The following is a 24,228-nucleotide window of genomic DNA, read 5'->3' as shown; positions in this document are numbered from 1 at the left end:
CTGATCTCCGAATTGCGAGAGCATCGGTCATCGGCCCGAATACAAAAAGCTTTACCTGCTTTCATGCTCTCCTTAAGGTAGCAGCGGGTCTTGGGAGCAAAACCGGTGCGGGGTAAACCTGTTTTCGTTCTAGGTAGCTGCCTTTTTGGGTTTGGCTCCGTAGCGACGCCGGCGATGGCGCCTGACCTTACGCTGCCGATCAAGGCAATCACTCTGCATGCAACGTGTGAGCTAAGAGACGCTCTGCATTCCTTCGAACATGTCCCCCCTGGCACACGACTTCCGCCCGATTTTCCGCAGCATTGGAGCATGTCGATCCAGCTGACTCCGAAGGTCGATACGGATTTAAACGCTCGCATCGGTCTCACCGGCACCACCAAATTTCCTGGCACGGCGGTAAATCACTTCAACACGTTTGCTGTTGGCGCAAGTCCCGGCGCAGGCATCGATATCAAGACCTGGAAGAACGGCGCGGTTACGTACTACGTGGCTGGCAGAGATCTTCTGAACGAGAAGATCCACTACGATTGTGATAATGCCAGGACCACTCCGCATGCGCTTGCCCAAGATTTTGGAATTCAGGAGTGGCTGCAGCGTCTCATTGATTCTACAAACCAGCCGGAGTTGGCCGGAGCGGTTAGTTTCGATAAACCAACCTTTGCAGCACAGATCGTCGTCCGCCTGGATGGCTCGGGCAATTTCACGTACAACTTCCCGCTAGGCACAAACTTTGTAAACGCCGGTGGTTGGTACGAAGTCGATGAAACGCTGTCTATAACCTTCACGCAGGACCCGAAGCCAGCTCCGAACATCGTCCAGTTCCCAGCGTTCACAAAGCAGAAGGGCTCGGAAGCATCTCCCGAAAAGAACTTCATTAGATTCCGAGAAGACGGGCAGCCCCGCATAAGGCCACCAGCTCGCGTGCGACGTACTCCGTCCGGGGCGCCTGCAGCGCCGCAAGGGGTATCGCCCGAGGCTAAGGAAAGACTGGATCGGCAGCAAAATGAGCAGACGATACGAAATCTTCAATTCAATCGTTAGGTCCCGCTATGAAGTTCATTTTGCTTCTCGCATTCTTTGTGGCACCCGATGGAAAGACGTTCTTGTTGCAAAGCACGTCGAGCATGGAGTTTGACAACAAGTTGGCGTGTGAAAGTGCTGGTGCGGGCATTTGGGACACTTTCAAAGCCAGCAATGTTAATGCTGTGAAAATAGTAGCTTGGTGCATTCCGTCAGACGCTAAGCAACCATCGGACGTTCACAGGCTCGAAAACGTCGGGAAGTAAGTCGCCGACAGCGCTAATAGCCGCTTCGGACCATTACTTCCGTTGACGCGGTGCCGCTGAATGTCCGTTATATAGGGCAGACGGGATTGTTTCAGTCGGTCGCCCGATCGACGCTATGATGCAACTTCTACATCAACCTGCCCAGCCGTCCCAGGGCAGCGTTAAGCCGCAGAAGCATCCCCTTCCGAGAAGTCAGCAGTGCGCTCAGTCAACTGATCTCGGATTGAACGCGGCACCTGGCGGTGAGCTTTCGCCCTCGGATATTTCATTTCGAGAATTGGTTCAGCACGTTGGTGCAGATTTTTATGTTCGATCCAGTTATCGAAACTGAGACGTCCCACATTATCGATGAATGTCTCAGCCGGCGTATTCTCAGCAAAGATCAAAGAATGATCGTCAAGCTCAATATGATAGTAGGTGAACGTGTGCGGCACGTCCGTTTCGCGCAAAACGGATGTTTCATTCACAAGAGCGCCCGCCTGTAACAGCACATCATTGATAAAAATGGCATGATCGGGCGAAAGTAAAAGGTCACGGGAAGGGACATTGTCGGAAATCGCGCCGGCCTTAATCCGAACAGGAAATGCTCGCAGTGGTTCGGCGAACAGCTTGGATACTGTGCGTCGGCCAAGCCATCTGACGGTGCATTCGCGCCCATCGACCGTGACTACCACATCGCCGACCTTAAGGTTTTGGATCGGCACCTCACCCTCGGAAGTCAAAATCAGCGTGCCGTGCCAGAAACAAGGAATTTCAGACTCCAGCGTTGCAACGGACTGGTGAGTAATGCCGTTGCCGTCGGTGTAGGTCTCTAAGATTTCTCCTCGACCACTAACCGAAGTGGGAAGTGTGTACTGACCGGGACCGCTACCAGATGCCGGATCGTTGTACGGCGTGTAGACACCATCACTATATATAAACCCTTGGCTGGGTCCTTGATTGCCCGCCACCCCTACAATCAAGCCAGAATCGCTGATGCCCTTGGGCTGAAAGACATCGAATCCCGGAGGATTGGGAAGTGTGGTGAAGACACCCCCACTGTAGATGAACGCGTGAGCAACGCCGTTGTCGTCAGTGTAGATTCCCGTGATATCGCCGGAGTCGTTGACAGCGGTAGGTAGCGTGTATTGCCCGGGTTTAGATCCCGCCGAAGGATCATTGAACGCAGTGTATACGCCGTTGCTATAGATGAAACCTTGGCTGGGTGCTTGATTTCCTGCAACGCCGACAATGACGCCTGCGTTGTTGATGCCATTCGGTTGGAAGGCGCTGTAACCGGAAGGATTGGGCAGTGTTTCGAACGTGCTTCCGCTGTAGAGAAATGCGTGACCAATACCGTCGCCGCCGAAATAGATCCCCGTGATATCGCCGAGATCATTGATTGCTGTCGGGTCTGTATACTGATTAGCCCCAGTTCCTGCCGATGGATCATTGAACAGGGTGTAGATGCCACCGCGATACACAAACCCCTGACTGGGACCTTGATTGCCGGCTACGCCAACGATCACGCCTGAATCGTTAATGCCGTTCGGTTGAAAGACGTTGTAACCCGACGGACCAGGAAACTCAGTGTATTGTGTCATCTAAGCGTGCCCCTCTTGCTGGACAGTTGCTAACAAGCGATTGCCCGGTGTGCGCCACCCGCGCGCGGTGTGGGATAGCATGTCTTGCATCAAGGGCAAGTAGGACCCGACAAAGCGTAATAGTTCCGAGTCAGCGATAATCGTTCTCCGACCTGAGGAAATTCGATCGTCACCGAGCCATTTCCATCGCTGCCGGAGCGCTCACGGACCAGGCGCTCAAACTCAGTGTATTGTGTCATCTAAGCGTGCCCCTCTTGCTGGACAGTTGCTAACAAGCGATTGCCCGGTGTGCGCCACCCGCGCGCGGTGTGGGATAGCATGTCTTGCATCAAGGGCAAGTAGGACCCGACAAAGCGTAATAGTTCCGAGTCAGCGATAATCGTTCTCCGACCTGAGGAAATTCGATCGTCACCGAGCCATTTCCATCGCAGCTCAGACTAATCCGACGCTCATCCAAAGTTTCGATGTTGGTTTGCCTACCGCAGTCCTGCAAGACGGTTCCAGTAGCGGCATTGCCGCCCTCGATCTTCTTACGAACGAACGCTGCGAATAACTTTCCGCATCTGAACCAAACTTCGAGCGATGAGCCGTCTGCTCGCGTACAAATGCGCCTGCCCAGATTTTCGACAGGAGTGAGAGGTTGGAGTGTTTCGATATTGCTGGCACAAGCGCCGGCTATGATAGGAACAGCATCCATCATCGACATGCGTGCCTTACGCTCTTCTTACGAACGAACGCTGCGAATAACTTTCCGCATCTGAACCAAACTTCGAGCGATGAGCCGTCTGCTCGCGTACAAATGCGCCTGCCCAGATTTTCGACAGGAGTGAGAGGTTGGAGTGTTTCGATATTGCTGGCACAAGCGCCGGCTATGATAGGAACAGCATCCATCATCGACATGCGTGCCTTACGACCAAACACCTCCCAATCGCCGGCGGATGCTTCTTGAGCAGTCAGAAGGATAAGTGGGAGAGCAAGAAACTTGATTGGTGACACTGCAAAGTTCCCGAGAAGTCAAGATAACATCGTTACGCCGAGCGTTAAGGCGCGTTGGTGTCTAACACATACCTCCGACTGGCACCGCTCTGCGATGTCGTAAGCGAGGACATACTCGATGCCGTGCTTTCAACTCGCGTGACGCCCCATAGGGAACTGCCAGGTTTTCCCGGCGTTGTAGAGAGCGGGTTGGAGCGAGCAGAGCAATTTTATGCAGAGCTTTGCCAATGCGGCCTTTTCGCCCGATGTGATTGAGGTGATGACCTCCGCTCTGAAGGCGGCAGTAGCGACCTTGCCGGAGCCTGTGCATTCGCTTCATGTCAATCTTCTTGCAGAATCTATCCTGCGTACCGCAGGTGGAGGTGAACGCGAAGCCGCCGCCTTGCAAAGGATAGCGCTCATAGAGCTGCAACTGGCTTGCAGAGAGTAAGCGCGGCAAAGGAAATCTGGCAGGACCTTCTACGGCAGAAAAAGTAAGGGGTAGCTGACATCTCGTCTGATCCGATGTCGTTCAGGATGCGCAGGACGTTATTGAATCGGCTCCTAGAATGACGAGAACTCGCAGGCGGGATCGGCGCCGCGGCCATCATCTGCCACGGGGCTGCGAGCTTTGTTTGCGGCCAATGAGATACTTGGGTGACCATGCAGAATGCCGATTGTTCAGGTGCGACGATTGCACACTCGTCAGAACCGAGGACGTTGATGTCCCACAGTTCGATAAGCAGATAGCCTCACGATCGTGGCGGATCATGTGACTTTGGTGGCGTTCGATTGATCGGCGAACTTTCGGCTTGCGATTGGGGCGTAGCCGATACTGGAGTTGCCGTTGCAGGGAGAGTCATCGCAGCTCCCAGGTCAGGTTCTTAGCCCCTGATCCGAGCCATCCACGCAATAATGTGCTTCCGGGTCCACTTGTGCGAGCACTATCCGCCGACCCACCAAGACAGACCGTGCTTTCCAAGCCAAGACATCGCCGCGGTACAAGCGATCGAAATTAGGCCAGTCCAAAACCAAGGACGACCACGAGCGGCGCTAATGGAACGGAGATACAGGAACGCTCCGAGCAGCGTTCCATAGTTCCTCCTGAAGTCCCCGTAGAAGACGTGTCTTCGGTCATGGATGCTGGCTCCTAACGTCGGCTACCACCACCCTATGAACCACTGTTTTGCCCGAACAAAAGCGGCCGCCGCAGCTCAATCAAACGCGGCGCCTCTCTGAAAATTTTTTGTTTGAGGCGGCATTTCACCGGAGCAAACGCTTCGGTATTTTTCTGTCGGCTTCCGTGATGGACGTGTGAGGATCGTGTTTCCTGACGCAAAGGACCCCCTCAAATACGAGCAGCAAATTGTCGCCTCTGGCGCGATCGACCCCGCTTACGATTGGCCTCACGCCGTGGAAGGTCGAAATATGCGCGAGCCACGTTTGTAGGCCGACATCGGAGCTTTGCTGGCGCGTAAGGCTCAAGCACATCGCCCGACTGGAACTTGGTCAATCGAGTTGTGTTCCGCCGGGGCTTTTGAGAAGGCGCTCGGTCATTGCAGCGATCACCTGATGCTCCGCTGCGATGCGGGTCTGCGCGTTGACGAGATTTGCTACGGCCCTTAATTGCACCATCCAATGAAAGTCGAGCGCGAGCATATGATAGAGCTCGATACTTTGCTTGATCGAGGCGATGCAACGCTGATCAAGCGCGGCCGCGGAAGCGACAACCTCGATCGTTGCCGTTGCATCAGTTTGCGCCCTTTGAACCAACGCTTCCAATTGCCTGCGGAGACTGGCGAGACTCCGGAGTCGGTCATCGAGTGATTTTGCGATCTTGTTGATATGCAGCATCGTCGAGCGGTTTTCGTCGGCAGATTGGCGCGATCGGCCTTTGCCGCGCAACCCGATTCTGAACCGCCCGAATGCTGGGTCAAGCTCGGGTGCTCGAATGAAACTGTTGAAAAACGCGACCGAGGGCTAGATCGCGCGGGCGAGCTGAGCGAGGTTGCGTGGTTCTGATGGGGACCGGGAACTCCTGAGGAAAATTGCAATGTCAGCGAAGAGAACGTCAGCCAAGAAATTCCGCCCCAAATCGGAAAGCGCGCTCAAGCACGGCGCGTACGCGCGCGCAGTGTTGCTACCGCATGAGAGCCGTCGCGACTATGGACGGCTTGTTGCCGAAACCCGGATAGAATGGTCGCCGAGCCGTCCCACCGAGGAGCACCTGGTGGCTCGCTTGATCGACAAGCTGTGGAGGCTGGAACGGCTGCGCCGGTACGAGGACCAGTTGTTACAGCGCCGCATCGAGCACGTGCAGGAGCAGAATAGCATCGTGCCCGTGAGAGGGAAACTTAAGGCGCTGGGTCCCGAGTTTGTCGGAGCCAGCACGACGGACCAGGTGGAACAGCTCCTCGCCAAGCACGGTGAATACGGCAAGGTCATCGCTTCGTGGGTGCCGTTCTGTGGCGCATTCACAATTGCGCCTGCTTGGATAAGAACATCGTCAACAAGTAAGGCGTGATCTGGTGAGACGAGCAGGTCACGCCACGGCATATTTGGACCGAGAGCGCCGGCCTTGACGCGGATCGAAAGAACGCGTTCCTTGTCGCCGGATACTGTGGACACAGTCTGCCGTCCAATCCAGCTGATAGGCATGATCTGCCCGTCGCTGCAGAGCACCATGCCGCCGCGTTTCAGACTCTCGACGGCGACTTCGCCAGACCGTGGCCGTTTTGTCTGGCCGATGACGGTGGGGGGTGTGGTGGCGCTGAAGCTAGATGCAAAGACGCTCTTTTTGCACCCGTTGGATTCGGCCATACTGCATCAGTTAATTCTGGTTTGAGTTTTTGAGTGGGGGTAAATGGACCTGGATCGATGCCGCATCGGGATCACCATCGTCGGCTTCCGCAATCCTGAAGACGTACGGGCTTGCCTCGCCGCACTATCGCGTTCAGCGGTTGAACCGCGCTTTGACGTTTTCATTTGCGAGAACGGCGGAGACGGGGCATTTGCTCTGCTGTGCGACAAACTGATCGGGCCGGGAGGGGCGTGCACCAGAGGCTCGGATCCGCCCCCGGAAGCACCGCCGGCCGTTGCTTCGGGACAGATGGAAATCGCCCGGTTGGCACTAAAGGGACGCAACACACGAGTGTGGGTTGGCTGCGCAGCGCAAAATTTGGGTTACGCCGGAGGCACCAACGTCTGGATTCATCGCGTGTTGCCAAACCCGGAATGGGACGGGGTATGGGTGCTCAACCCGGACTCAGAGCCCGAACCGAACGCTTTGAAGGCTCTGGTTGAGCGCTCTTCGGCTGGCAACAAGGGGATGGTGGGCAGCACGATCGTGCCTGATGTTCACTGCGCGACTGTGTATTGCCGCGCCGGTCATCGATGGCGGAGGCTTCGCGCTGATCTTGCGTTGATTGGCCATGGCGAGCCCGTCTACGCCCCTGTGGACCTCAAGTCGATAGAGGCTGATCTCGATTGCATCTCCGGTGGATCGATGTACGTCTCGAGGCGGTGCCTTGAGGACATCGGCCCCATGGATGAACGGTTCTTCCTCTTCTACGAGGACGCCGATTGGTCAAAACGAGCCAAGAAGCACGGCCTCGGGTATGCGCAGGATTCGATCGTACCGCACAAAGGGGGCACGACGATCGGATCGGCCCGTCGTCGAGCAGAAAGATCCTACCTTTCAGTTTACCTCGAAAGCCGCAATAATCTCACGTTCGTTCGGATGCACTGGCCCCGATACGTGTTGCTGGCGAGTCTGTTTGGAAGCATCCAAGCGATGATGTATTTGTTCGCGCGCTCGCCTAGAAACTTCCAGGCGGCCGCGAAAGGCCTATTAGCGGGTATACGAGGAGAAACAGGCCAACCACGATTTCACACCGCTGAGGGCGGTGGTCGCTCACAGCGATAGTGGATCGTGCTTTTATTTGTGCGCGTCCATCACGCGCGTCATCGCAGGGTGCGTCCGAGTCTTACCTTGATCCAGTCCTTCGACCGTCCGGCACCATAGCGCCGGTCGCGTCGTTTTGAGACTAGGCCCTCCGGGCTGATGCGGCAGGCAGCGCCGAACAGCTCTGGCCCGAGCTCCGCGGCCTCGAACGGCGCGACGAACATGCCGTCCGGCTGGCCGCGCAGCAGACGCGCCAGATTAGTCTAGCGCAGGCTCAGCGGCACCGGCCGCAACTCCTTGCCGCAGAGCGCGAGGATGTCTTCCGAGACATCCTTCGACCAGCGCCCGGCGGTGAAGGCGATCACCCTGATCGGGTTGCTGTACTCGCCTGACATCAGGTCAGTGGTGACGGTGCCGTCATCGAACAAAACGTTTCTATGCTGGCCGATGCCCAAGCTCTCGTTGGCCGCTTCCACGCGATGATCCGAAGGAAGGCCGCGATGGAGCTCGAACCTTGGATTGATGATTCCAAGCGGAGCCTCATTGCCTCGTTCGAGAATGGTATCGCCAACGATAAGGGCGCGGTGCACGCCGCTATTTCGCAACCATGGTCCAACGGCCAAGTGGAAGCCCAGATCACCGAGCTCAAGCTGGTGAAACGGCAGATGTACGGGCGCGCTAAGCTCGATCTGCTTCAGGCTAGGCTGATTGGCGGCGCCTTAAAAACAATCACGATCATCGAATATGCGTGAGAGCCTCGATTGGATGCCGATCACCCCAAAAGCGGGGTCCTTATTCCATGTCGAAACACAGCCTAAGGCGGGGTTGAAGCATGGCTGCCCGCTGATCACGCCTGCTTGGCCTACCTCCAAGCTGCCTAACGGTCCGGCGACCTGAAACGCCTTGAGCGCTCACGTCGACTTCGAGAAATATGTTCGCGAATGCCGTAGCCCACGGCAAACCCCGCACCGAAGATAAGCAGGATGACGGCAAGCTCTGCCATATAATGCGGTTCGCCACTTCCTGAGAATACACAGGAATGAGCGGCCGGCTCTTTCCAGCCAACCTATAAACTATCGCGGCGGCTTCGTGCTCGCGATTGCAATTCTGGCCGAATGTTCGTCACGGCGAGCGCGTGAACGCAGCTTGCATGCGCGACCCTGCAACAGCGAGGTGAGATTAAGGTAAGACGTCATGGTTACTTCGGGCAGAGCAACTTCTGGTCTGAAGGCCGTTCTGAGGCTGCGGAATGGAACCCTCCGCTCACGGTGCCTGCATCCACGATAGCTGGGTGATTAAGCATCATCCCGAACGGATGCGTTTCGCAAGCGCGTCGAACGAATAGCCCGACCGCTCAGCGCTTTGGACAGCTGTGCACTCAGCGAAAACGCCGATCAAAGACCGGTCGGACAAGAAGTGCGTAACCGGTAGCCTTCAATTCCATCGCTCTTTGATGTTCACTGCATTCAGCGAACTCCCTTTAGCCGACAAGACGTCGAGCACGTCGTCATCACGCCGTGATTGCATTTGAGGCAGGCGTCGACGCATTGGTCGAAGTTCTTCGGATCAAAAGGCGAGTACATTTTTGCGGCGCATGCATTTGCCAAGTTCATGACGTGTTCCTCACGCGAACAAGCCGAAAGGCATGTAGCGAGCGCGATAACGGCAACCGCGCGGATCATTCGCTTCCGGCCGCGCTCCACCACTGCGTCAGACCAGAGCTTGCCGGGCCGAAGCTACCGTCCTTGGAGATTTTGAGTGCATGGCGGCGAGATACCGAGATGTCGTGATTACGGCAAAGACGACGGTAATGGCAAAGACGACCGTGAAAACAACAAACGCGGTACGAGGACCAGTCATATTGGAGCGCTCCTCCTCAGGGGCGCCCCGACAACCATCTTAGCGACATGGTCCCCAACAGTTCAAGTTTCGCCTGATAGTCTAAAAAGTCCTTTGGGACGCTCACGATGCCAGACGCCGGCGCGCGAGTGCCAAAGCTGTGAGCCCGCCTCGCAGCGACGCCACGCGCGTCTGCTCGTCAATCCGGACCGCGGACACCAGCGACGACTTCTCTGTTTGCGCGCGATGCCAATCAGCTTCAATTTACCTTCGGGCCGAATTTAGGACAGTCCTGCTTTCCGATTAAGGATGTTCGAATTCGAACGGCGCATGGAAGCCGATGCGGCGTATGATTGTCGGTATGCGCTTGAACCCGCAACTCAAGGTCGTGACGGGACTGGGCCTTGCTCTGACCACGTACGCAGCAGTGGCAGCGCTGAAAGGCTGGCCGGCGATCGTCGGCCATCATCACGACGACGGCGTGATGTTCATTGAGCGGTTGTGCCTCTGGGCCCTTTTAGGATCTATGTTATCGCTCCTTCTGCCGGGAAGGCCGATGCTCGTTTGCGGCTTTCTCATAGTGACATCACTCGCAATCGAACTGTCGCAAATCCTTCGCCCTGATCGCTATCCCGCCCTCTTCAGCGCTGCCCAGAAAATCCTAAGCGGCATCGTCGGTGCAGCGATCGCACAAGTCGTTCTCATGTTCTTGCCGCGTCCCCCATAGCAGCTCGCCAAATCAGGCCCATCTCAGAACTGCAAAGGAAATCCACGAAGCTCGCCAGATCAAGGGCACCGAGAAGCGCGACCCGGGCATCGTTCGGCGGGCCATGGACCTGGCTAAGCCCGACAAGGAGCCGAGAGGGCCGATGTTAGATGGTGGCCGGATCACCGCCGTTTAAAGCGCTGCTTCCAAGATGCTCCCAAGTTCGCCAGCTGATGCGGCTCCGCTATTTGAGTATCGCCGTAGATACCGTATTCGCCATCAGAACGCGCTGACAGCGCCTGTATATCGACCGCCTGAGGCCGTCGATTTTCGAGATCACTTCGCTTGTAAGATCTCGTCCGTTTGATCTCAAAACGCATGGGCGATCGCAAGCCAGCTCGATACAGCGGCACAAGCGGCGAGCGCCAGGTGGGAAAGAGGTTAAAGAGAAGCGGTGACGTTCGCGTCTGCGACCAGCCTGATGTTCTTCCTGCGCACGTGCCGAGCTCTGTTTCGGGCTTCGGCCTCTGCTACCGCAACAAGTTTGCGCAGCCGCTTTACCTCCAGCAAAATATCGATCAGTCTTTGCTTTTCCTCGGAAATGCGTCGCAAACGCTCGTTGGAAAGATCCATTGGCGCCTCACAAAAAATAGAAGTCGATTAAAATCGTAAGCAGCTCCTCAATTCTATACGAATTTCTCGAAACTGAAAACAAAATTCGGCGACCGTAAGCTGCTCTGCAATCCGCACTGCGTTGTCTTACTAGCACACCCGATGCCCCTTCTGTTGCTGGGCGGGTCCGTAGATCGGAATTCGTCAGACAGCAATGAGGCAAGGTTAATGTTACTGCAACGTGAGGAGAAAGGTTGCGTCGGCTCAGCTACTCCGACGCCGAGCGGCCTTCAATTGATAAATCGAACAGCAAGCATAAGTCGGTCGCGCTGGGTCGGCGGAGTAGCGCGGTGGTAACATGACGTATCCTGAACGAAGCCGGTGCCTGCTTTGCCTTCGATGATGACTTCGTTTTCTAATCCAAACTGCTTGCGCACACTTGCTTCGCTTGCCGACGCCGAGCCAAGAAGCATACGAAGCGGCTTGCGATTGTGTGAGCGCTTCATCATTACATGCGCTCCGGAATTGCGGTCGCTATCGGTTATATAGAAGTTGGCGTATACGAAGTTGTATCCCTCCACGTCATAATGATAGTCAAGCACGTTCTGATGCTTCAGCCGTCGGCGCTCCTCCTGGGAAAAGTCCGCCGCAAAGCTCCAGTTGATGATGGTCATCACCTTGCGAGGCTCGTGCCCAAGGTAAGTCCGCACGATGGCCTGCAATACGGGATCATCGACAATGGCTTGCACGGCAGGACAGCGGGTCGGCTTGTGAATACCGGCGACTGGCACGGATCTACCGTCGGGTGCTTTACCTCGGGTCACTTCCGAATATCGGAACGTGGGGCCATTCGGGTCGTAGCTGGCGTGAAGCGGCTCGGAGCGAGCAAAGGCGTCAATTTCGCTCACTATATACGCCGGGAGATTTAACCCCACAAACACTGCTTCTTCGGAAATGGTCTTAACGATTTCGGAGATGTTCCGATCGGGAAAGAGCGTCGGAATTCCATTCTGCTCCGCCAAAACGCCGCGCCCGAATAGCCGTCTTGCAGCACCGTAGGCTAAACGGACAGTCCGGAATCGACCAAGCACGTAATGTATGTCACCTTCGGAAAATCTTCCGGCTATCCCCTGGAGATTCATTGCAGCCTCCAGCTTGTCGACCACGACACGGTGTGCCTGCGATCTTTTCTATCGGATGATTAGCTCAACTATGAACATCCATACTTTCGCTTGTCGTTAACATAAATCAATCGATGCAGGATGACCGCCTTCTGCAAAGCAACGAGCGGTCATTGCCGCAGTTTGTTACCTCAGACTTAATCCTGTCGTCTCACCTCAATTATCTGCGAGGGGACATCTCCGAAACGTCAGGAAGGCTCACTAAAGCAGCTCGCCATACTATCCAGCGGCCATAAGGCGTTCAACAATATCCTGGAGCGCTGGGCCAGCTTCACGTTCGCCCGATAGTTTGTCGATGATGCGCCCAGGGCTGCGCTCATTCAGCAAATCTCGGCGCCGTTGCGCAGTTCGACAGGGCCATGACGGTTGCCAAGCTGCGTGGCGCGGGCGAGCGCAAGCGGCGTAAAACATGCTGCGAGATCGAGGGGCGAATTTCGCTGGTTCACCCGGACACAATTCAAACGTTTGGGTTTTGCGTTCGGAAAGCATGACTCCACCAAGCGTCCGCACGCAGTTGGCAGAGTGAAACAGCCGGTGATTACTACCAAATGCGAACAGAATAGCAATACTGCTAGTCAGGCTGCGGGACATTCCGTCAAACATGATTGCTGGTGCACGCAGGTGTGATACGCATTGTGAAGTACTTCACGAGCGGCAGGTATCACCGAGCATACCGTGCGCACCTCCACTAGAGGGGAAGCGCAATGAAGTGGAAATTGACAACCTATCGAATGCTCAAACTGACCGCCGTTGTTTTGATGGCGGCTGGTACTACGATCGCTATCGGTACTCCTCGTGGAGTCTATGAACCAATGTTAGGAACCGATTGGCAATGCAGCCGGGCCATGCTGCTCGTGACCACCTGTGCTCACTAAGGCAGTAGTTCGCAATAAACGACGGGCGGCTTGCAGACGGACGCCGAGCAAAAGCTTATAGCTATTTAGACGCGGGACTGGGTGTTTGCAAACTACGGAAGTCCAGTGATTGGATCAATACTTCGGGCTTCCTTTTGCGCATATGCTGAAGTCCACTTCGAGGTCCTTTGGACAGCCCTCCTTACCGGTTCTTGCTCCTAAAGAATGGGCTCGCAGGGACGTTGATCTGAAAAATGAACCGCCCCGGGTTTTCAAGAAGGCAGGGGTCGATAGCGGTCAGCGGACCGGCGTTCCGACCGATACGGCCGAGAAGCTGAAGGCGCTCGAACGGGAGAACCGCGAGCTTCGGCAGGCCAACGAGATCCTGCGCAAGGCAAGCGCCTATTTTGCGATGGCGGAGCTCAACCGCCGGTCCAAGCCATGATCGCCTTCATCGGCGATCATCGTGGGGCGTATGGGGTCGAGCCGATCTGCAAGGTCTTGCCGGTCGCCCCTCGACCTACCACGCCCATGTGGCGAAGCGGCGCGATCCCGCCAAGCTGAAGGCGCGCGCGAGGCAGGATGTCAGGTTGAAGATCGAGGTTCGGCCGCGTGTTCGATGGAAATTTCTCCGTCTAAGGCGTGCGCAAGGTCTGGCGGCAGCTCAAGCGCGAAGGCTTCGATGTTGCCCGTTGCACGGTGTCGCGACTGATGCGAAGAGCCCGGCCGGGTTGCGAGCGTCTGATTTCGCGCGACGCCAAGCGCGCCATGCAGATACAATTGACTAGGGCGTGAACCCATAAACATGGAGCGGACGGCGGACGTCCGCCTTGGTGCCGATAACGGACTTAAGTCGGACATGGCACCATGTCTGAAAAGGGCCCATTTTCGGATTCATGCGCCGAAACAATAGAGGGGATCGGCCTCTTGTTTAACGAAACTGAGCAACCGCTCATTCGTTGGGTGGGACCATCGACCTTCTATGCGCAGGGTGAATTAGACTATGGTCGACGTCTCAGGTCATGCTGCCCGGGATGAAACAGCGGACACGAGGATATCCATCGATGTAGTGCTTCCAGACCATCGTGCGGCCGGCGAGATTGGGTTGCTTGATGAGAGCGCCGTCTGGCACGAGGACCCATTCGTCGTCGATGCGAACGCGATATTGTCCGTGATCGGACTTCCAATTCGGTTCGGAGACTACGTAGGCGTCAGAATCCTCACAGCACTTCCCGAATTCGCTTTGCAGGCCCTCAAACCAGGGCTTCAGCGGGGAATTCGCATAGCGCCCATCATCTCGCGCAAGTATCGCAGTGGACGACAGCAGTAGCAGAAAAATTGGACCCGCCATCTGCTTTTATCGCTCTAATTACCAGCATTTCGTCACCTAAAGCCATCTTGGAAAGTCAGTTTCGAATCAGCGCCGCTGGCGTCATGGGCAAGAAACGCAAGAACACGAAGCGGGAGGTAATTGGTATTTCCGCGTCGGCGCGACCATCCTGGCCGATGAGAATGAGGCCCGCTCCCCCATTTGCCACGGTCAAGATGACCTCTTCACCAGTCCAAGTGCGGATCGGGTTCATCCCGATGACGAGAAACTCACCTACAGGCTGGTCCAGATATTGAAGTCTAAGTTGCGGAGCGATTTCAGGCGGCGCAAGCCCAAAGCCCAGTTGCTGCGCGAGTTCGTAGATTTGCCGCAACGGCACCGTCTCACCCTTGAGGCCCAGGTCGGCCGCAGTCACTGTCAGAAGTGTTACCGCCGTTCTGGTGCCGCTAACGGTAAACGCAGGTCGAGCAAGAGCCTCAGCGGCCGAGTTACCGACGCCGCAACCAATCGCACTCAGTGCGGTGAGTAGAGCAAACGGATGTGGGAATGTGCCGATGCTGATCGTTTTCCATTCGGCAACATCCGCAACGGACGTTACTGGACCCATGCGTGTCGGGACAACGGGCGTCGCCTTGAGCATCAACTGCATCTGCAACACATCACGCGCCGAGCATTGAGCGTGAGCGCGGTTCGCGGAGGCGAGAACGCATACGACACAGAGCAAGAGCGTCGCTGCGGCGACGTCCCAACCTGCCAATCGATATGAATTCGCGGTAATCGCCTGCCCGGCGAGGTAATCGGTCTCGCAGCAGGTAGCGCCCGTCAGCACAACGGTCCGCCTCATGGTACCCTCCCTCGTGACGCGGGATCGGCAGCAGTTCCTACCATTCCAGCCACGTACGAGGATGCACCGGGGTTATAGGAAGCGCTTTACAACCGGCTTCCATTCTTCTTACCGTCTGCTTACATCGCAGCTCCGCGGGGTGCGATCGTACCGTAGGAGGGCGCATTTGCTTTACTCCTTTTCGGACTTCAGGCTGGATACGGACCGGCGGGAGCTGCGGCAGGGAACCGAGACGATCTCTGTTGCGCCACAGGTCTTCGACCTTTTGAACTATCTGATCCGCAACAGGGAACGTGTCGTCAGCAAGGACGAGCTCATCGCCGGCGTTTGGAACGGTCGCATCGTCTCGGATGCCGCGCTGACGACGCGCATCAATGGTGCTCGGTGTGCAATCGGCGACACGGGTGAGAAACAGCGCCTGATCAAGACACTGCCTCGCAAAGGCTTCCGCTTTGTTGGTGCAGTGCAGGAAGCCCAAAGGCGCAAGGTCGACCCTGTTGGTTCGGCAGCGCAAGACAGCGACACGACGTCAAGCCCGCCTATGCCGCCGCGTCTGTCCATCGTGGTGCTGCCGTTCGCAAACGTCGGCAGCGATCTTGAGCAGGATTATTTTGTCGATGGCGTGACCGAGAGCCTCACGACAGACCTCACGCGCATCAGCGGCTCGTTCGTGATCGGCCGACATATCGCATTCACGTATAAGGGGAAGACGGTCAACTTCAAGCAGATCGGGCGCGAGTTGAACGTTCGTTATGTCCTCCAAGGCTCCGTCAAGCGAAGTGGCAACCGGCTTCGGACAAACGTTCAGCTCGTCGATGCCGAAAGCGGCAATCACCTTTGGGCCGAACGGTTTGAAAAACAGATCTCCGATCTGTTCGACATGGAGGACGAAATCGTCGCCCACCTGGCCAATACGCTGGATGCTGAGCTCGTGACAGCCGAGGCGAAGCGCGCCGAACACTCGCTAAGCATCGACGCGATGGATCTGTATTTCCAAGGCATTGCTTCCTTTAACAGGGGGACCACGCCGGAGCACTTGACGCGGGCGCGTGGCTTTTTTGAACGGGCGCTGGCGCTAGATCCCGACTTTGTCGAGGCATTGGTCGGCAGAGCGGGTGTAGAGGAGGCAATAGTCGCCGCGTTGTTGACTGACGACCCAGCCTCACACCTTGCCGCCGCTGAGGCTGCCTTAAATAGGGCTTTATCGCTGGCTCCGCAGCACGCGTTGGCACACCTCCGGTTGGGCATTGTTTTTGTTTTAACAAACCGCGCCGCTCAGGGCATTGCTGAATGTGAACGGGCGCTAGTGCTCAATCGCAATTTAGCCCATGCCCACGCCTGGATCGGTCTCGCCAAAGTATACATCGGCCATGCAGCGGAAACCGACGCCTGTGTACAGGAGGCCCTTCGGCTGTCTTTGGCTGATGATAGCGGGCATCGCGACGTTTCACCTCGATGCTAACGAGGAATCAGTGTTTTGGCTACGCCGTAGCGTCGAGGCCAATCGGAACCATCCGCTCGCGCATTTGTGGCTCGCCGCGGCGTTGGCGCGACTTGGAGCGGTAGACGAGGCGAAGCGCGCAGCCCGCACGGGGCTGGCTCTGAATCCGACTTTCACCATTCGCCGGGCGCGCGCCCAGCTCCCGAGCAACGATCCGATCTATCTGGCCGAACGCGAGCGCTATTATGAAGCGCTGAGCATGGCCGGGGTATCGGAGGAGTGATGTCGGAATGGGTCCTGAGCCGTAATACTCGGATGACGGCAGGAGAGACCTCACATGACGTCCTACATTTGTCGCGATGGTCCACAAAAGACACCATACTGCGCAGTTCGTGGGGGTTGGACGGAGATCAACATTCCCGACGACCGCATTCAATCATGGGGGCAGGCCCATGATACGACAAGCACGCACTATCCTATCGAGGTGTTCCGGCGCGTAAGTTCTAGCAAGCTTGGGAACGAGTGCGGAAACGCGCACAGCCGGCCTCGCTTCCTTCAGGCGCGTGCCGATCATCCGCGCTTCCTGGACCCTGCCAGACAAAGCGTGGCATGCCGCCAGGATGAATTGTGCGTTTAGATAATTGGGTCGGTGCAGCACAGCCGACTTGGCCCAGGATGTCCCGTCCTCGTATCGATCTGTCAGAAAATGCGCACACGCTATTCCGGTCTGCGTCAGAAAGAGAAACGGATCCAGCGGGCTTAAACGCACCCCGGCATCGAATTGCTTGAGCGCCGCCTCGACATTGCCGCGGCGTATGTGTTCCCAGCCGATAGTATACCGTGCGACAGCCAGATTTGGATTGAGCTCATGCGCCTGGAAGACGAGGGGCACGCCCTCGTCCAGCTCATACAGTACGATGGCAATAGCTTGCCCGACCCTCACGAGTACAGTTGGATCATCTTTATCGAGCTCAAGTGCGCGCCTTGCCAGCCGTCGGGTCTCGTTTCGTTCCTGATCTGCATCGACGGTCCAGCCGAAGACCTTTCGCTGCCCGTAGCAATAAGCACCAAGCGCGTATGCTGCGGCCAGTCCGGGATCGATTTCGACAGCAAGCCGGATCAGTCGGATGGCTTCAATATTTTGTTCGCGGGTGAATTGGTAGAAGCTCGAGAGTGCACGAAGATAGTAGTCGTAGGCCTGAAGATTATCGGTTGGGACGCGTTTTGCCCGTTCTATCTCAGCGCGCTCCAATTGAGGAAAGAGTGCGCCAATTACGCTACTCGTTACTTGGTCCTGCAGATCGAAGATATCGTTGAGCTGGCTGTCAAAGCGGTCCGCCCAAAGATGGGCACCCGTTGTGGCCTCGATCAGCTGCCCGGAAATGCGAACGCGATCGCCGGATTTGCGCACGCTGCCTTCGAGCACATAACGAACGCCCAACTCGCGCCCGACCTGCCTAATGTCGATAGCCTTGCCTCTGTAGGTGAAGGTGGATTGCCGCGCGATGACGAACAGCGATTTAGATCTTGAAAGGCCGGTGATAATGTCCTCGACCATGCCGTCGGCGAAATACTCCTGCTCTGGATCCGAGCTCAGGTTGGTGAATGGGAGAACGGCGAGCGAGGGCTTGTCGGGAAGTGTGAGGGCAGGTTTAGCGGCCTCCCCTTGGAATGCGTTTACTGCCACTGTCGGGGCTCTGTCTGTTTCCTGCACCGTACCGATAAAGCGATAGCCCTTCCTCGGCAGCGTCTTGATCAGACGCTGGCCCTCCCCGGAATCGCCAATTGCGGATCGAGCCGCATTTAGCCGGGTCGTCAGCGCGGCATCGGACACGCACCGCCCCTTCCAAATGGCGGTGATGAGCTCGTCCTTGCCAACCACGCGCTCGCGGTTGCGGATCAGATAGTCGAGCAGGTCAAAGGCCTGTGGCGTCAGGGCGACGACGCTTGCATCGCGGTAAAGCTCGCGGCGGCTGGAATCTAGTTCACAATCTTCGAAGAGATAGCGCAAGATGCGAAATCCCTGTAGCCGGTCGCCGGTTGAGGCCGGCTACAAATCGGAAGTAAAGAATAAGCTGGCTGTAAGGAAAATGTAAGCAGCACGTCAAGCGTAGTGGGCCAAATCTTGGCAGCTTATCTGGGTGGAAACAAGGCACCCAGGATGCTGCAATGAACACGATTTACCAGACGGGCTTGGTCCAGACGACCTTAGCGCAGCCGAGCAAGGTGGGCCCGTCCAAGAATTGTTGGACGGCCTTTCAGGAATGGCGAAAATGGGATCGGCTGCGGCGCGATCTTTGCAACCTGAGTGATCGGGAGTTGATGGATATCGGGATTACGTATGGCGAGATCGACTACGTGACCTCAAACCGAAATACTGACCCGCGAGGCATACGATCGGCCGAATGATGTCGACGGCCGGCAGCAGTAGACGGTCCATCGGAAACTGGTCGACGCGAGCTGCTTTGCAGCCCCGACACCGCTTTCCGGTATGGGTGAAAGGCGGCGGTCTGCACCGCAGGCGACGACGTCTGCTCTACCCTCGATGCCAGACCTGCCGATGGACCGCGTCGACGGAAGCGATGGGCCAACAGGCGACCAAAAACATTTGGCCGGACGTTAACCAATTCACACATGGCGAGGCCGCCCGGCTGGAATATGAAAGCAGTACCTCATTAGAACCGCGGAGCCGGGGCGATGATTCGCTTTTTCGCTGTACTCGCCATTCTGTGTGCCGCCGCAACGAGAGCCGCCGCCGAAACGCCGATCGAGCGCGGTAGCTACTTGGTGAACGCGGTCATGGCATGCGACGGCTGCCATACGCCGCGCGGCCCCAGCGGTCTCAACATCGAGCGGCGGTTTTCCGGCGGGTCCATTGTTTGGGACGGGCCGGCCTACACTGTCCACGGCTCAAACATCACGCCCGACCGCGCCACAGGCATTGGAGCTTGGAGTGAGGACGACATCAAGCGACTGCTGATCAGCGGCGTGCGGCCGAACGGAGTGTCGGTTGCGCCGCAGATGCCCTACGGCTTCTACAGAATTCTGACGCCCGGCGATCTCGATGCGATCGCGGCCTACTTGAAGACCATCAAGCCGGTGAGCAACGAGATGCCGCCGCCAGTCTACAAGGCCGCGGCGTACCCTGTGGCACTGTCCGGCGCCGAAACATCGATAGGTGACGCGGTCCCCCAAGATCCGGTCAAGCGCGGCTTCTATCTCGCCACCCTTGCGCATTGCATGGAATGCCACTCGCGCAAACCCGATGGCTCTCAAGACTTTAAGAACTGGTGGGGCAAGGGCGGTCACGAGATGAAGGGCCCCTTCGGCTCCGTCGTCGTCGCCAACATCTCCTCCCACAAGGAGAAGGGCATCGGCGCGTGGACGGACGCCGAACTCAAGCGTGCGCTGACCGAGGGCATCAGCCGCGATGGCCGCGTGCTCATGCTGCCGATGGCCCGGCAACGCTATTTCAGTAGGATGACTGAGCAGGATCTCGACGCCATCGTCGCTTGGGTGCGCACCATTCCGCCCATCGAATAGTTCATGATCACTCTTTCGAGGTCTCGAATGTCGCAAATGCGTCAAAAGCGCCGTTTTTGGCTACGGCCCGCGCAGTCTGCAGCGCCATTCGGACGGAGCCGGTGTCGTCGGCCACTTCGCAAACGGGCAATAAGAGAGACTTTTTCAACGGGCATCCGCCGAGCACAGTAACTAGCGTCTTAGCTTCATCTCCTACGGAGGTTCTTCGGTGACATCCAACCATTGGCTCACTCTCCTCGGACTGATCAACGGCTTTCAGGTCACACAGGCAATTCATGTCGCGTCAACTCTTCGTATCGCAGACCATCTGAAAGGCGGCTCTCGTTCGGCAGAGGAGCTGGCGTCCTTAACGCAGAGCCATGCAGGCGCTCTCTACCGACTGCTGCGGGCGCTCGCCGCAGTGGGCGTTTTTGAGGAAGATGAAAGCCGAAGGTTTGCGATGACACCGATGGGAGATTGTTTGCGCACTGACTCCGCGACGCCGATCGGCGCATGGGCGGAGTGCGTCGGAAGTCCGTACGTTTGGAGCACATGGGGCCATCTGCTGCACAGCATTCGAACCGGCGAGAATGCCTTTCAAAGTCTGAATGGTAAGGACATTTGGAACTATCGCACCGAACATCCGGAGGAGAGCGCGGTCTTCGATCGCGCTATGACGGAGTTTTCGCGCGGCGGCGCTGAAACCGTTATTGGCGCGTATGATTTCTCCGCTTTCCATCATGTTGTGGATGTGGGTGGCGGGCGCGGTCTAATGCTGGCAGCCATTCTGACCGCTCATCCCCAGATGCAAGGCACGTTGTTCGATCAGCCAGGCGTCATTGTCGGAGCCACGGCGGTTCTGGAGGCGCACGGCGTCGTCGACCGGTGCCGAATGGTGGGCGGAAGTTTCTTCGAATCGGTACCTGAAGGTGGAGATGCCTACGTGATGCGAGTGGTAATTCACGATTGGGACGATGACGGAGCTATCGCCATTTTGAAGGCGTGCCGGCGTGGGATGCGGGACACGGCGAAGTTGGTTCTCATCGAGCGAATTATCGCGCCTGCGAACGAAGTACCGGCGACAAAATTCATGGACCTCCACATGTTGGCTTTACCGGGTGGGCGGGAGCGGACTCGTGACGAGTTCTCTGACCTGCTTGCCAAGTCTGGCTTCGAGCTGACGCGCGTTGTGCCAGCGGGTAGAATCAACGTCATCGAGGCCCGGCCATATTGAGCACAAGGCGGCCCGGTCTCCAGTGTCGTCCGTTCCGGGCCGATTTTGTTGCAAAAGTCGGTTGAGACAAGTCACGAACCGTGATTCCGTTGTGTTGACGCGAATCTCGGCGAGGTCGATCCATGATGGGCCGTCTGAAGAGTGACCAAGGTCAACTGTTCTACGAGTTTCGTCTTGGCGACGCGATACCCGAAGATCATCTGGTGCGGAAGATCGATGCTGCTCTCGATCTGTCCTGGCTTCGCGGTGAACTAGCATCTCACTATTCGTCGATGGGGCGCCCGTCGATTGATCCGGAACTGATGATCCGGATGCTGGTCGTGGGGTATGTCTTTGCGATCCGCTCGGAACGGCTGATCTGCCGTGAAGTGCAGGTGAACCTCGCCTATCGCTGGTTCTGCAAGCTTGGTATCGAGGACGCTGTCCCGGATCATTCGGCATTTTCGCGCGCCCGCAACGAGCGCTTCCGTGATGGAGATGTTCTCCGCCGCGTGTTCGAACGGATTGTCGAGACATGCATTGCCGCCGGTCTGGTTGGTGGCGAAGGATTTGCAGTCGATGCGAGCCTGATTGCGGCCGACGCGAACAAGCAGCGCTCGATCGCAGGTCAGGACTGGCGCAGGGATCGCGATCCGGCCAGGTCCAGCCGCGCGGTGAAGGAGTATTTGGCAACCCTCGACGATCCGGCGTGGGGCGCCGCCAGCGATGTCATCCCGAAGTTTGTCTCGCCATCCGATCCGGCAGCGCAGTGGACCGGCGCTCACAAGGGGCCGGCATTCTTCGCGTACTCCGACAACTATCTCATCGACGTGAAGTTCGGCGTCATCGTGGATGTCGAGGCCTCCCGCGCCATTCGCCAGGCCGAGGTCGGTGCAGCAAAAACCATGATCGAACGAACCGAGGAGCGCTTTGGTCTCAAGCCAGAGCGACTTGTCGGGGATACCGCTTACGGAGCGGCTCCGATGCTGAACTGGCTGGTCGAGGAGAAGGGCATCGCGCCGCATATCCCTGTGTTCGATAAGTCGAAGCGGGATGATGGCACCTTCTCGCGGAGCGACTTTCGATATGACCCAACCGGGGACGTTTACCACTGCCCGGGTGGTAAGCGGCTTGGGACGAGCGGTACCGTGCACGAGGGCAAGACCCTTCTGTATCGTGCCAGCAAGCTCGACTGCGATGTATGCCCGCTCAAACCGCAGTGCTGCCCAAAGGAACCATCACGCAAGATCCCGCGCGATATCCATGAGCATGCCCGAGACGTTGCCCGGTCGTTCGCTGGCACCGAGGGCTTCGAGCTCTCTCGGCGTCAGCGCAAGAAGATCGAGATGAGGTTCGCACACTTGAAGCGCATCCTGAAGCTTGGTCGGCTCCGATTGCGAGGCCCGCAAGGTGCCCAGGATGAGTTTGTTCTAGCCGCCATCGCTCAGAATCTGAGGCGGTTTGCATCGCTGGTCGCACGACCGCCGCCGGCTCAGGTTCTGCGCATCGCGTAGCGTAGCGTCAAAGTTGCGTAAAATGCGTCAGGGCCAGCGCTTCAAAGCGCGGCTCAACAAAAGGCCCAGCGGCCAAATCCATTGCAGCCAACTTTTGCAACAAAATCGGCCAAAAGCGGTCCTCCACAGGCCACGCGCGGCAGGTCAGCTAGGGGTCAAAAGCGCCCTTCGGCAGCCCGGCTGCTTACTTCCGCTTGAGCACCGGGAGCGGACATCGCCCGCGCCAGTACGGAGCTCCGAAATGGGCCAAGAGCGGGAGATGAGATTTTCACGCGGCCGCCGCAACTGCGCTAAGCGGCACATCCAGTGTAGATAAACCCACTGGGTTCGCAGGCGAGCGGCACCTGACCATTCAATTGTTGCCCGAGAGACTTCATCACGCGGGTACCAAAGCTCAACCGCGTCGGCGGCCGAACCGGCGGCCCACCGCGTTCAGTCCAGGAAAGGTGAAGCCGCTGGGTAGGGTCATCGACCGTCCATGCGACTTCGACGCGCCCGGCAGGGACAGAAAGTGCCCCGAATTTTGTCGTGTTCGTGCAAAGTTCATTGAAAGTCATTGCGATCGCGATGACCGCGCCTGAGGTAATCTTGAGATCCGGCCCGTTGAAATGGAAGCGCCTGCTTCCTTGACTGTCATAAGGTTCGGTGGCGCTGCTCAAGGTATGCGTAAGGCTTGTGCTTGCCCAGCGGACCTGCATGAGAACATCGTGGGCTCGGCCCAATGCGCCAAGCCGCCCCTCCATTGCCTTTTGCCCGGCCTCAATACTGGGCGCCGCACGAAAGCTCTGAGAAGCGATAGCGCTCACGGTGGCAAGAGTATTCTTGATACGATGATGCAGTTCACCAAGGATAGCCTCGCTCGCCGCTCGGCGTGCAGATCAGCCGAGAGCGACGTCAAATGGATTGATCAAAGTTGAGAATGGTCGCTCGACCGACGGGCTTGAGCACCGCAACAACTGGTGCGCTCTTTGCGAAGGGATAGCGAGCTAATTCGGCCCCCGGCGGCTGGCAAGCGTGCCGAAGCGTGTCTCAAGCGACTGCTCTCACTTGCGGGAACTGCGGACGATCGCAGCTAGGGCATCCAGGACTTTGTTCGGCCAGCGATCGTCGTTCTCCCGCTTCCTTTGCGCGGCATCGTCAGCGACATGATCGTTAAATATTTGGACGCGTCGGGGTAGATCGATCTTCTCTGTCAGGATGTACATTTAGCCCTGCTTCCATGAACCACAACTCGCGCCTGGCGGTAACGTTCCATAAAAGCAACTTTTCCGAGATTAAGCGCTTCAGCTGTCGAAAACGCGCACCATCGCGGGCTTCAAGTCCGCTACGGGTCAGTCGCGTCGTAGATTTTCCGGTTATATCCGCTTACGGGGTAGTCTCGGAAGTACCGGTCCTCTGGTTTTTCCGGTTGAAGGTATCGGGTT

The 24,228-nt window shown here is 57.2% G+C and carries 19 protein-coding genes, 3 pseudogenes and 1 other annotated feature; of the genes and pseudogenes, 11 read left to right on the top strand and 11 right to left on the bottom strand.

The features are described 5' to 3' along the window. The first annotated feature begins 309 nt into the window (after positions 1-309). The gene (locus ACVIN2_RS12375) at positions 310-1,041 is read left to right on the top strand and encodes a hypothetical protein (RefSeq protein ID WP_456765812.1); all 732 of its coding nucleotides are present in this window, start codon (positions 310-312) and stop codon (positions 1,039-1,041) included. A gap of 406 nt (positions 1,042-1,447) precedes the next feature. Here ACVIN2_RS12375 and ACVIN2_RS12370 read toward each other — a convergent pair whose 3' ends face one another. Then, the gene (locus ACVIN2_RS12370; RefSeq protein ID WP_456765811.1) at positions 1,448-2,869 is read right to left on the bottom strand and encodes a Hint domain-containing protein; all 1,422 of its coding nucleotides are present in this window, start codon (positions 2,867-2,869) and stop codon (positions 1,448-1,450) included. Between the two features lie 1,207 nt (positions 2,870-4,076). Between ACVIN2_RS12370 and ACVIN2_RS12365 the strand changes: the two genes are divergently transcribed. Next, entirely contained in the window at positions 4,077-4,295 is a 219-nt protein-coding gene (locus ACVIN2_RS12365; RefSeq protein ID WP_456765810.1) for a hypothetical protein, read from the top strand. A 1,058-nt stretch (positions 4,296-5,353) separates the two neighbouring features. On the opposite strand, the gene ACVIN2_RS12360 is transcribed toward ACVIN2_RS12365, so the two are convergent. Then, the gene (locus tag ACVIN2_RS12360) at positions 5,354-5,698 is read right to left on the bottom strand and encodes a hypothetical protein (protein ID WP_456765809.1); all 345 of its coding nucleotides are present in this window, start codon (positions 5,696-5,698) and stop codon (positions 5,354-5,356) included. 309 nt (positions 5,699-6,007) lie between these two features. Beyond that, complete coding sequence (locus ACVIN2_RS12355; RefSeq protein WP_456769700.1) at positions 6,008-6,529, bottom strand: Hint domain-containing protein; 522 nt, start codon at positions 6,527-6,529, stop codon at positions 6,008-6,010. Positions 6,530-6,707: 178 nt separating this feature from the next. On the opposite strand from ACVIN2_RS12355, the gene ACVIN2_RS12350 reads away from it, so the two are divergent. After that, positions 6,708-7,769 (top strand): glycosyltransferase family 2 protein, encoded by a 1,062-nt coding sequence (locus ACVIN2_RS12350; protein ID WP_456765808.1) that lies wholly within the window; start codon positions 6,708-6,710, stop codon positions 7,767-7,769. Between the two features lie 242 nt (positions 7,770-8,011). Here the strand turns inward: ACVIN2_RS12350 and ACVIN2_RS12345 are convergent, their stop codons facing one another. Further along, a complete protein-coding gene (locus ACVIN2_RS12345) occupies positions 8,012-8,224 on the bottom strand; it encodes a hypothetical protein (RefSeq protein WP_456765807.1) in 213 nt (70 codons plus the stop codon). Between ACVIN2_RS12345 and ACVIN2_RS12340 the strand changes: the two are divergent. Continuing rightward, positions 8,168-8,500 (top strand): annotated as a pseudogene (locus ACVIN2_RS12340) (transposase); the annotation flags it as partial. The gene ACVIN2_RS12345 and the pseudogene ACVIN2_RS12340 overlap by 57 nt on opposite strands. Before the next feature lie 1,436 nt (positions 8,501-9,936). Next, a complete protein-coding gene (locus ACVIN2_RS12335; protein WP_456765806.1) occupies positions 9,937-10,314 on the top strand; it encodes a VanZ family protein in 378 nt (125 codons plus the stop codon). A 420-nt stretch (positions 10,315-10,734) separates the two neighbouring features. On the opposite strand, the gene ACVIN2_RS12330 is transcribed toward ACVIN2_RS12335, so the two are convergent. Further along, positions 10,735-10,926: a hypothetical protein gene (locus tag ACVIN2_RS12330; protein WP_456765805.1), complete on the bottom strand. Its 192-nt coding sequence runs from the start codon at positions 10,924-10,926 to the stop codon at positions 10,735-10,737. A 269-nt stretch (positions 10,927-11,195) separates the two neighbouring features. After that, entirely contained in the window at positions 11,196-12,071 is an 876-nt protein-coding gene (locus tag ACVIN2_RS12325; protein WP_456765804.1) for a hypothetical protein, read from the bottom strand. A 1,155-nt stretch (positions 12,072-13,226) separates the two neighbouring features. Here ACVIN2_RS12325 and ACVIN2_RS12320 point away from each other — a divergent pair. Then, positions 13,227-13,660 (top strand): annotated as a pseudogene (locus ACVIN2_RS12320) (IS3 family transposase); the annotation flags it as partial. Beyond that, positions 13,340-13,456: a sequence feature (AL1L pseudoknot), on the top strand. Its footprint overlaps the pseudogene before it by 117 nt. Positions 13,661-13,955: 295 nt before the next feature. Here the strand turns inward: ACVIN2_RS12320 and ACVIN2_RS12315 are convergent. Beyond that, positions 13,956-14,291: a hypothetical protein gene (locus tag ACVIN2_RS12315; RefSeq protein WP_456765803.1), complete on the bottom strand. Its 336-nt coding sequence runs from the start codon at positions 14,289-14,291 to the stop codon at positions 13,956-13,958. Positions 14,292-14,346: 55 nt separating this feature from the next. Continuing rightward, positions 14,347-15,114 (bottom strand): hypothetical protein, encoded by a 768-nt coding sequence (locus tag ACVIN2_RS12310; RefSeq protein ID WP_456765802.1) that lies wholly within the window; start codon positions 15,112-15,114, stop codon positions 14,347-14,349. 166 nt (positions 15,115-15,280) lie between these two features. Here ACVIN2_RS12310 and ACVIN2_RS12305 point away from each other — a divergent pair. Beyond that, positions 15,281-16,838 (top strand): annotated as a pseudogene (locus ACVIN2_RS12305) (winged helix-turn-helix domain-containing protein). 153 nt (positions 16,839-16,991) lie between these two features. Here ACVIN2_RS12305 and ACVIN2_RS12300 read toward each other — a convergent pair. Continuing rightward, positions 16,992-18,566, bottom strand: coding sequence for a winged helix-turn-helix domain-containing tetratricopeptide repeat protein (locus ACVIN2_RS12300; RefSeq protein WP_456765801.1), 1,575 nt, complete (start codon positions 18,564-18,566; stop codon positions 16,992-16,994). A 158-nt stretch (positions 18,567-18,724) separates the two neighbouring features. Between ACVIN2_RS12300 and ACVIN2_RS12295 the strand changes: the two genes are divergently transcribed. From ACVIN2_RS12295 to ACVIN2_RS12280, 4 genes are all read left to right on the top strand, one after another. Further along, positions 18,725-18,964 carry a DUF1127 domain-containing protein gene (locus tag ACVIN2_RS12295; protein WP_456765800.1) on the top strand — a complete coding sequence of 80 codons (240 nt, stop codon included), beginning with the start codon at positions 18,725-18,727 and terminating at the stop codon, positions 18,962-18,964. 288 nt (positions 18,965-19,252) lie between these two features. Then, positions 19,253-20,098, top strand: a complete 846-nt coding sequence (locus ACVIN2_RS12290; protein WP_456765799.1) for a c-type cytochrome — start codon at positions 19,253-19,255, stop codon at positions 20,096-20,098. Positions 20,099-20,306: 208 nt separating this feature from the next. Next, positions 20,307-21,311: a methyltransferase gene (locus ACVIN2_RS12285; RefSeq protein ID WP_456765798.1), complete on the top strand. Its 1,005-nt coding sequence runs from the start codon at positions 20,307-20,309 to the stop codon at positions 21,309-21,311. Positions 21,312-21,433: 122 nt separating this feature from the next. Then, positions 21,434-22,804 (top strand): IS1182 family transposase, encoded by a 1,371-nt coding sequence (locus ACVIN2_RS12280; RefSeq protein WP_026233905.1) that lies wholly within the window; start codon positions 21,434-21,436, stop codon positions 22,802-22,804. Positions 22,805-23,094: 290 nt separating this feature from the next. Here ACVIN2_RS12280 and ACVIN2_RS12275 read toward each other — a convergent pair whose 3' ends face one another. Both ACVIN2_RS12275 and ACVIN2_RS12270 read right to left on the bottom strand, forming a co-directional pair. Then, the gene (locus ACVIN2_RS12275; protein WP_456765797.1) at positions 23,095-23,610 is read right to left on the bottom strand and encodes a sensor histidine kinase; all 516 of its coding nucleotides are present in this window, start codon (positions 23,608-23,610) and stop codon (positions 23,095-23,097) included. A 237-nt stretch (positions 23,611-23,847) separates the two neighbouring features. Next, positions 23,848-24,009: a hypothetical protein gene (locus ACVIN2_RS12270; RefSeq protein WP_456765796.1), complete on the bottom strand. Its 162-nt coding sequence runs from the start codon at positions 24,007-24,009 to the stop codon at positions 23,848-23,850. Between the last annotated feature and the right edge of the window lie 219 nt (positions 24,010-24,228).

Source organism: Bradyrhizobium sp. USDA 3650, assembly GCF_054057395.1.
Note: the sequence above shows the minus strand (reverse complement) of the source record. Positions and strands in the feature narration are given on the sequence as shown.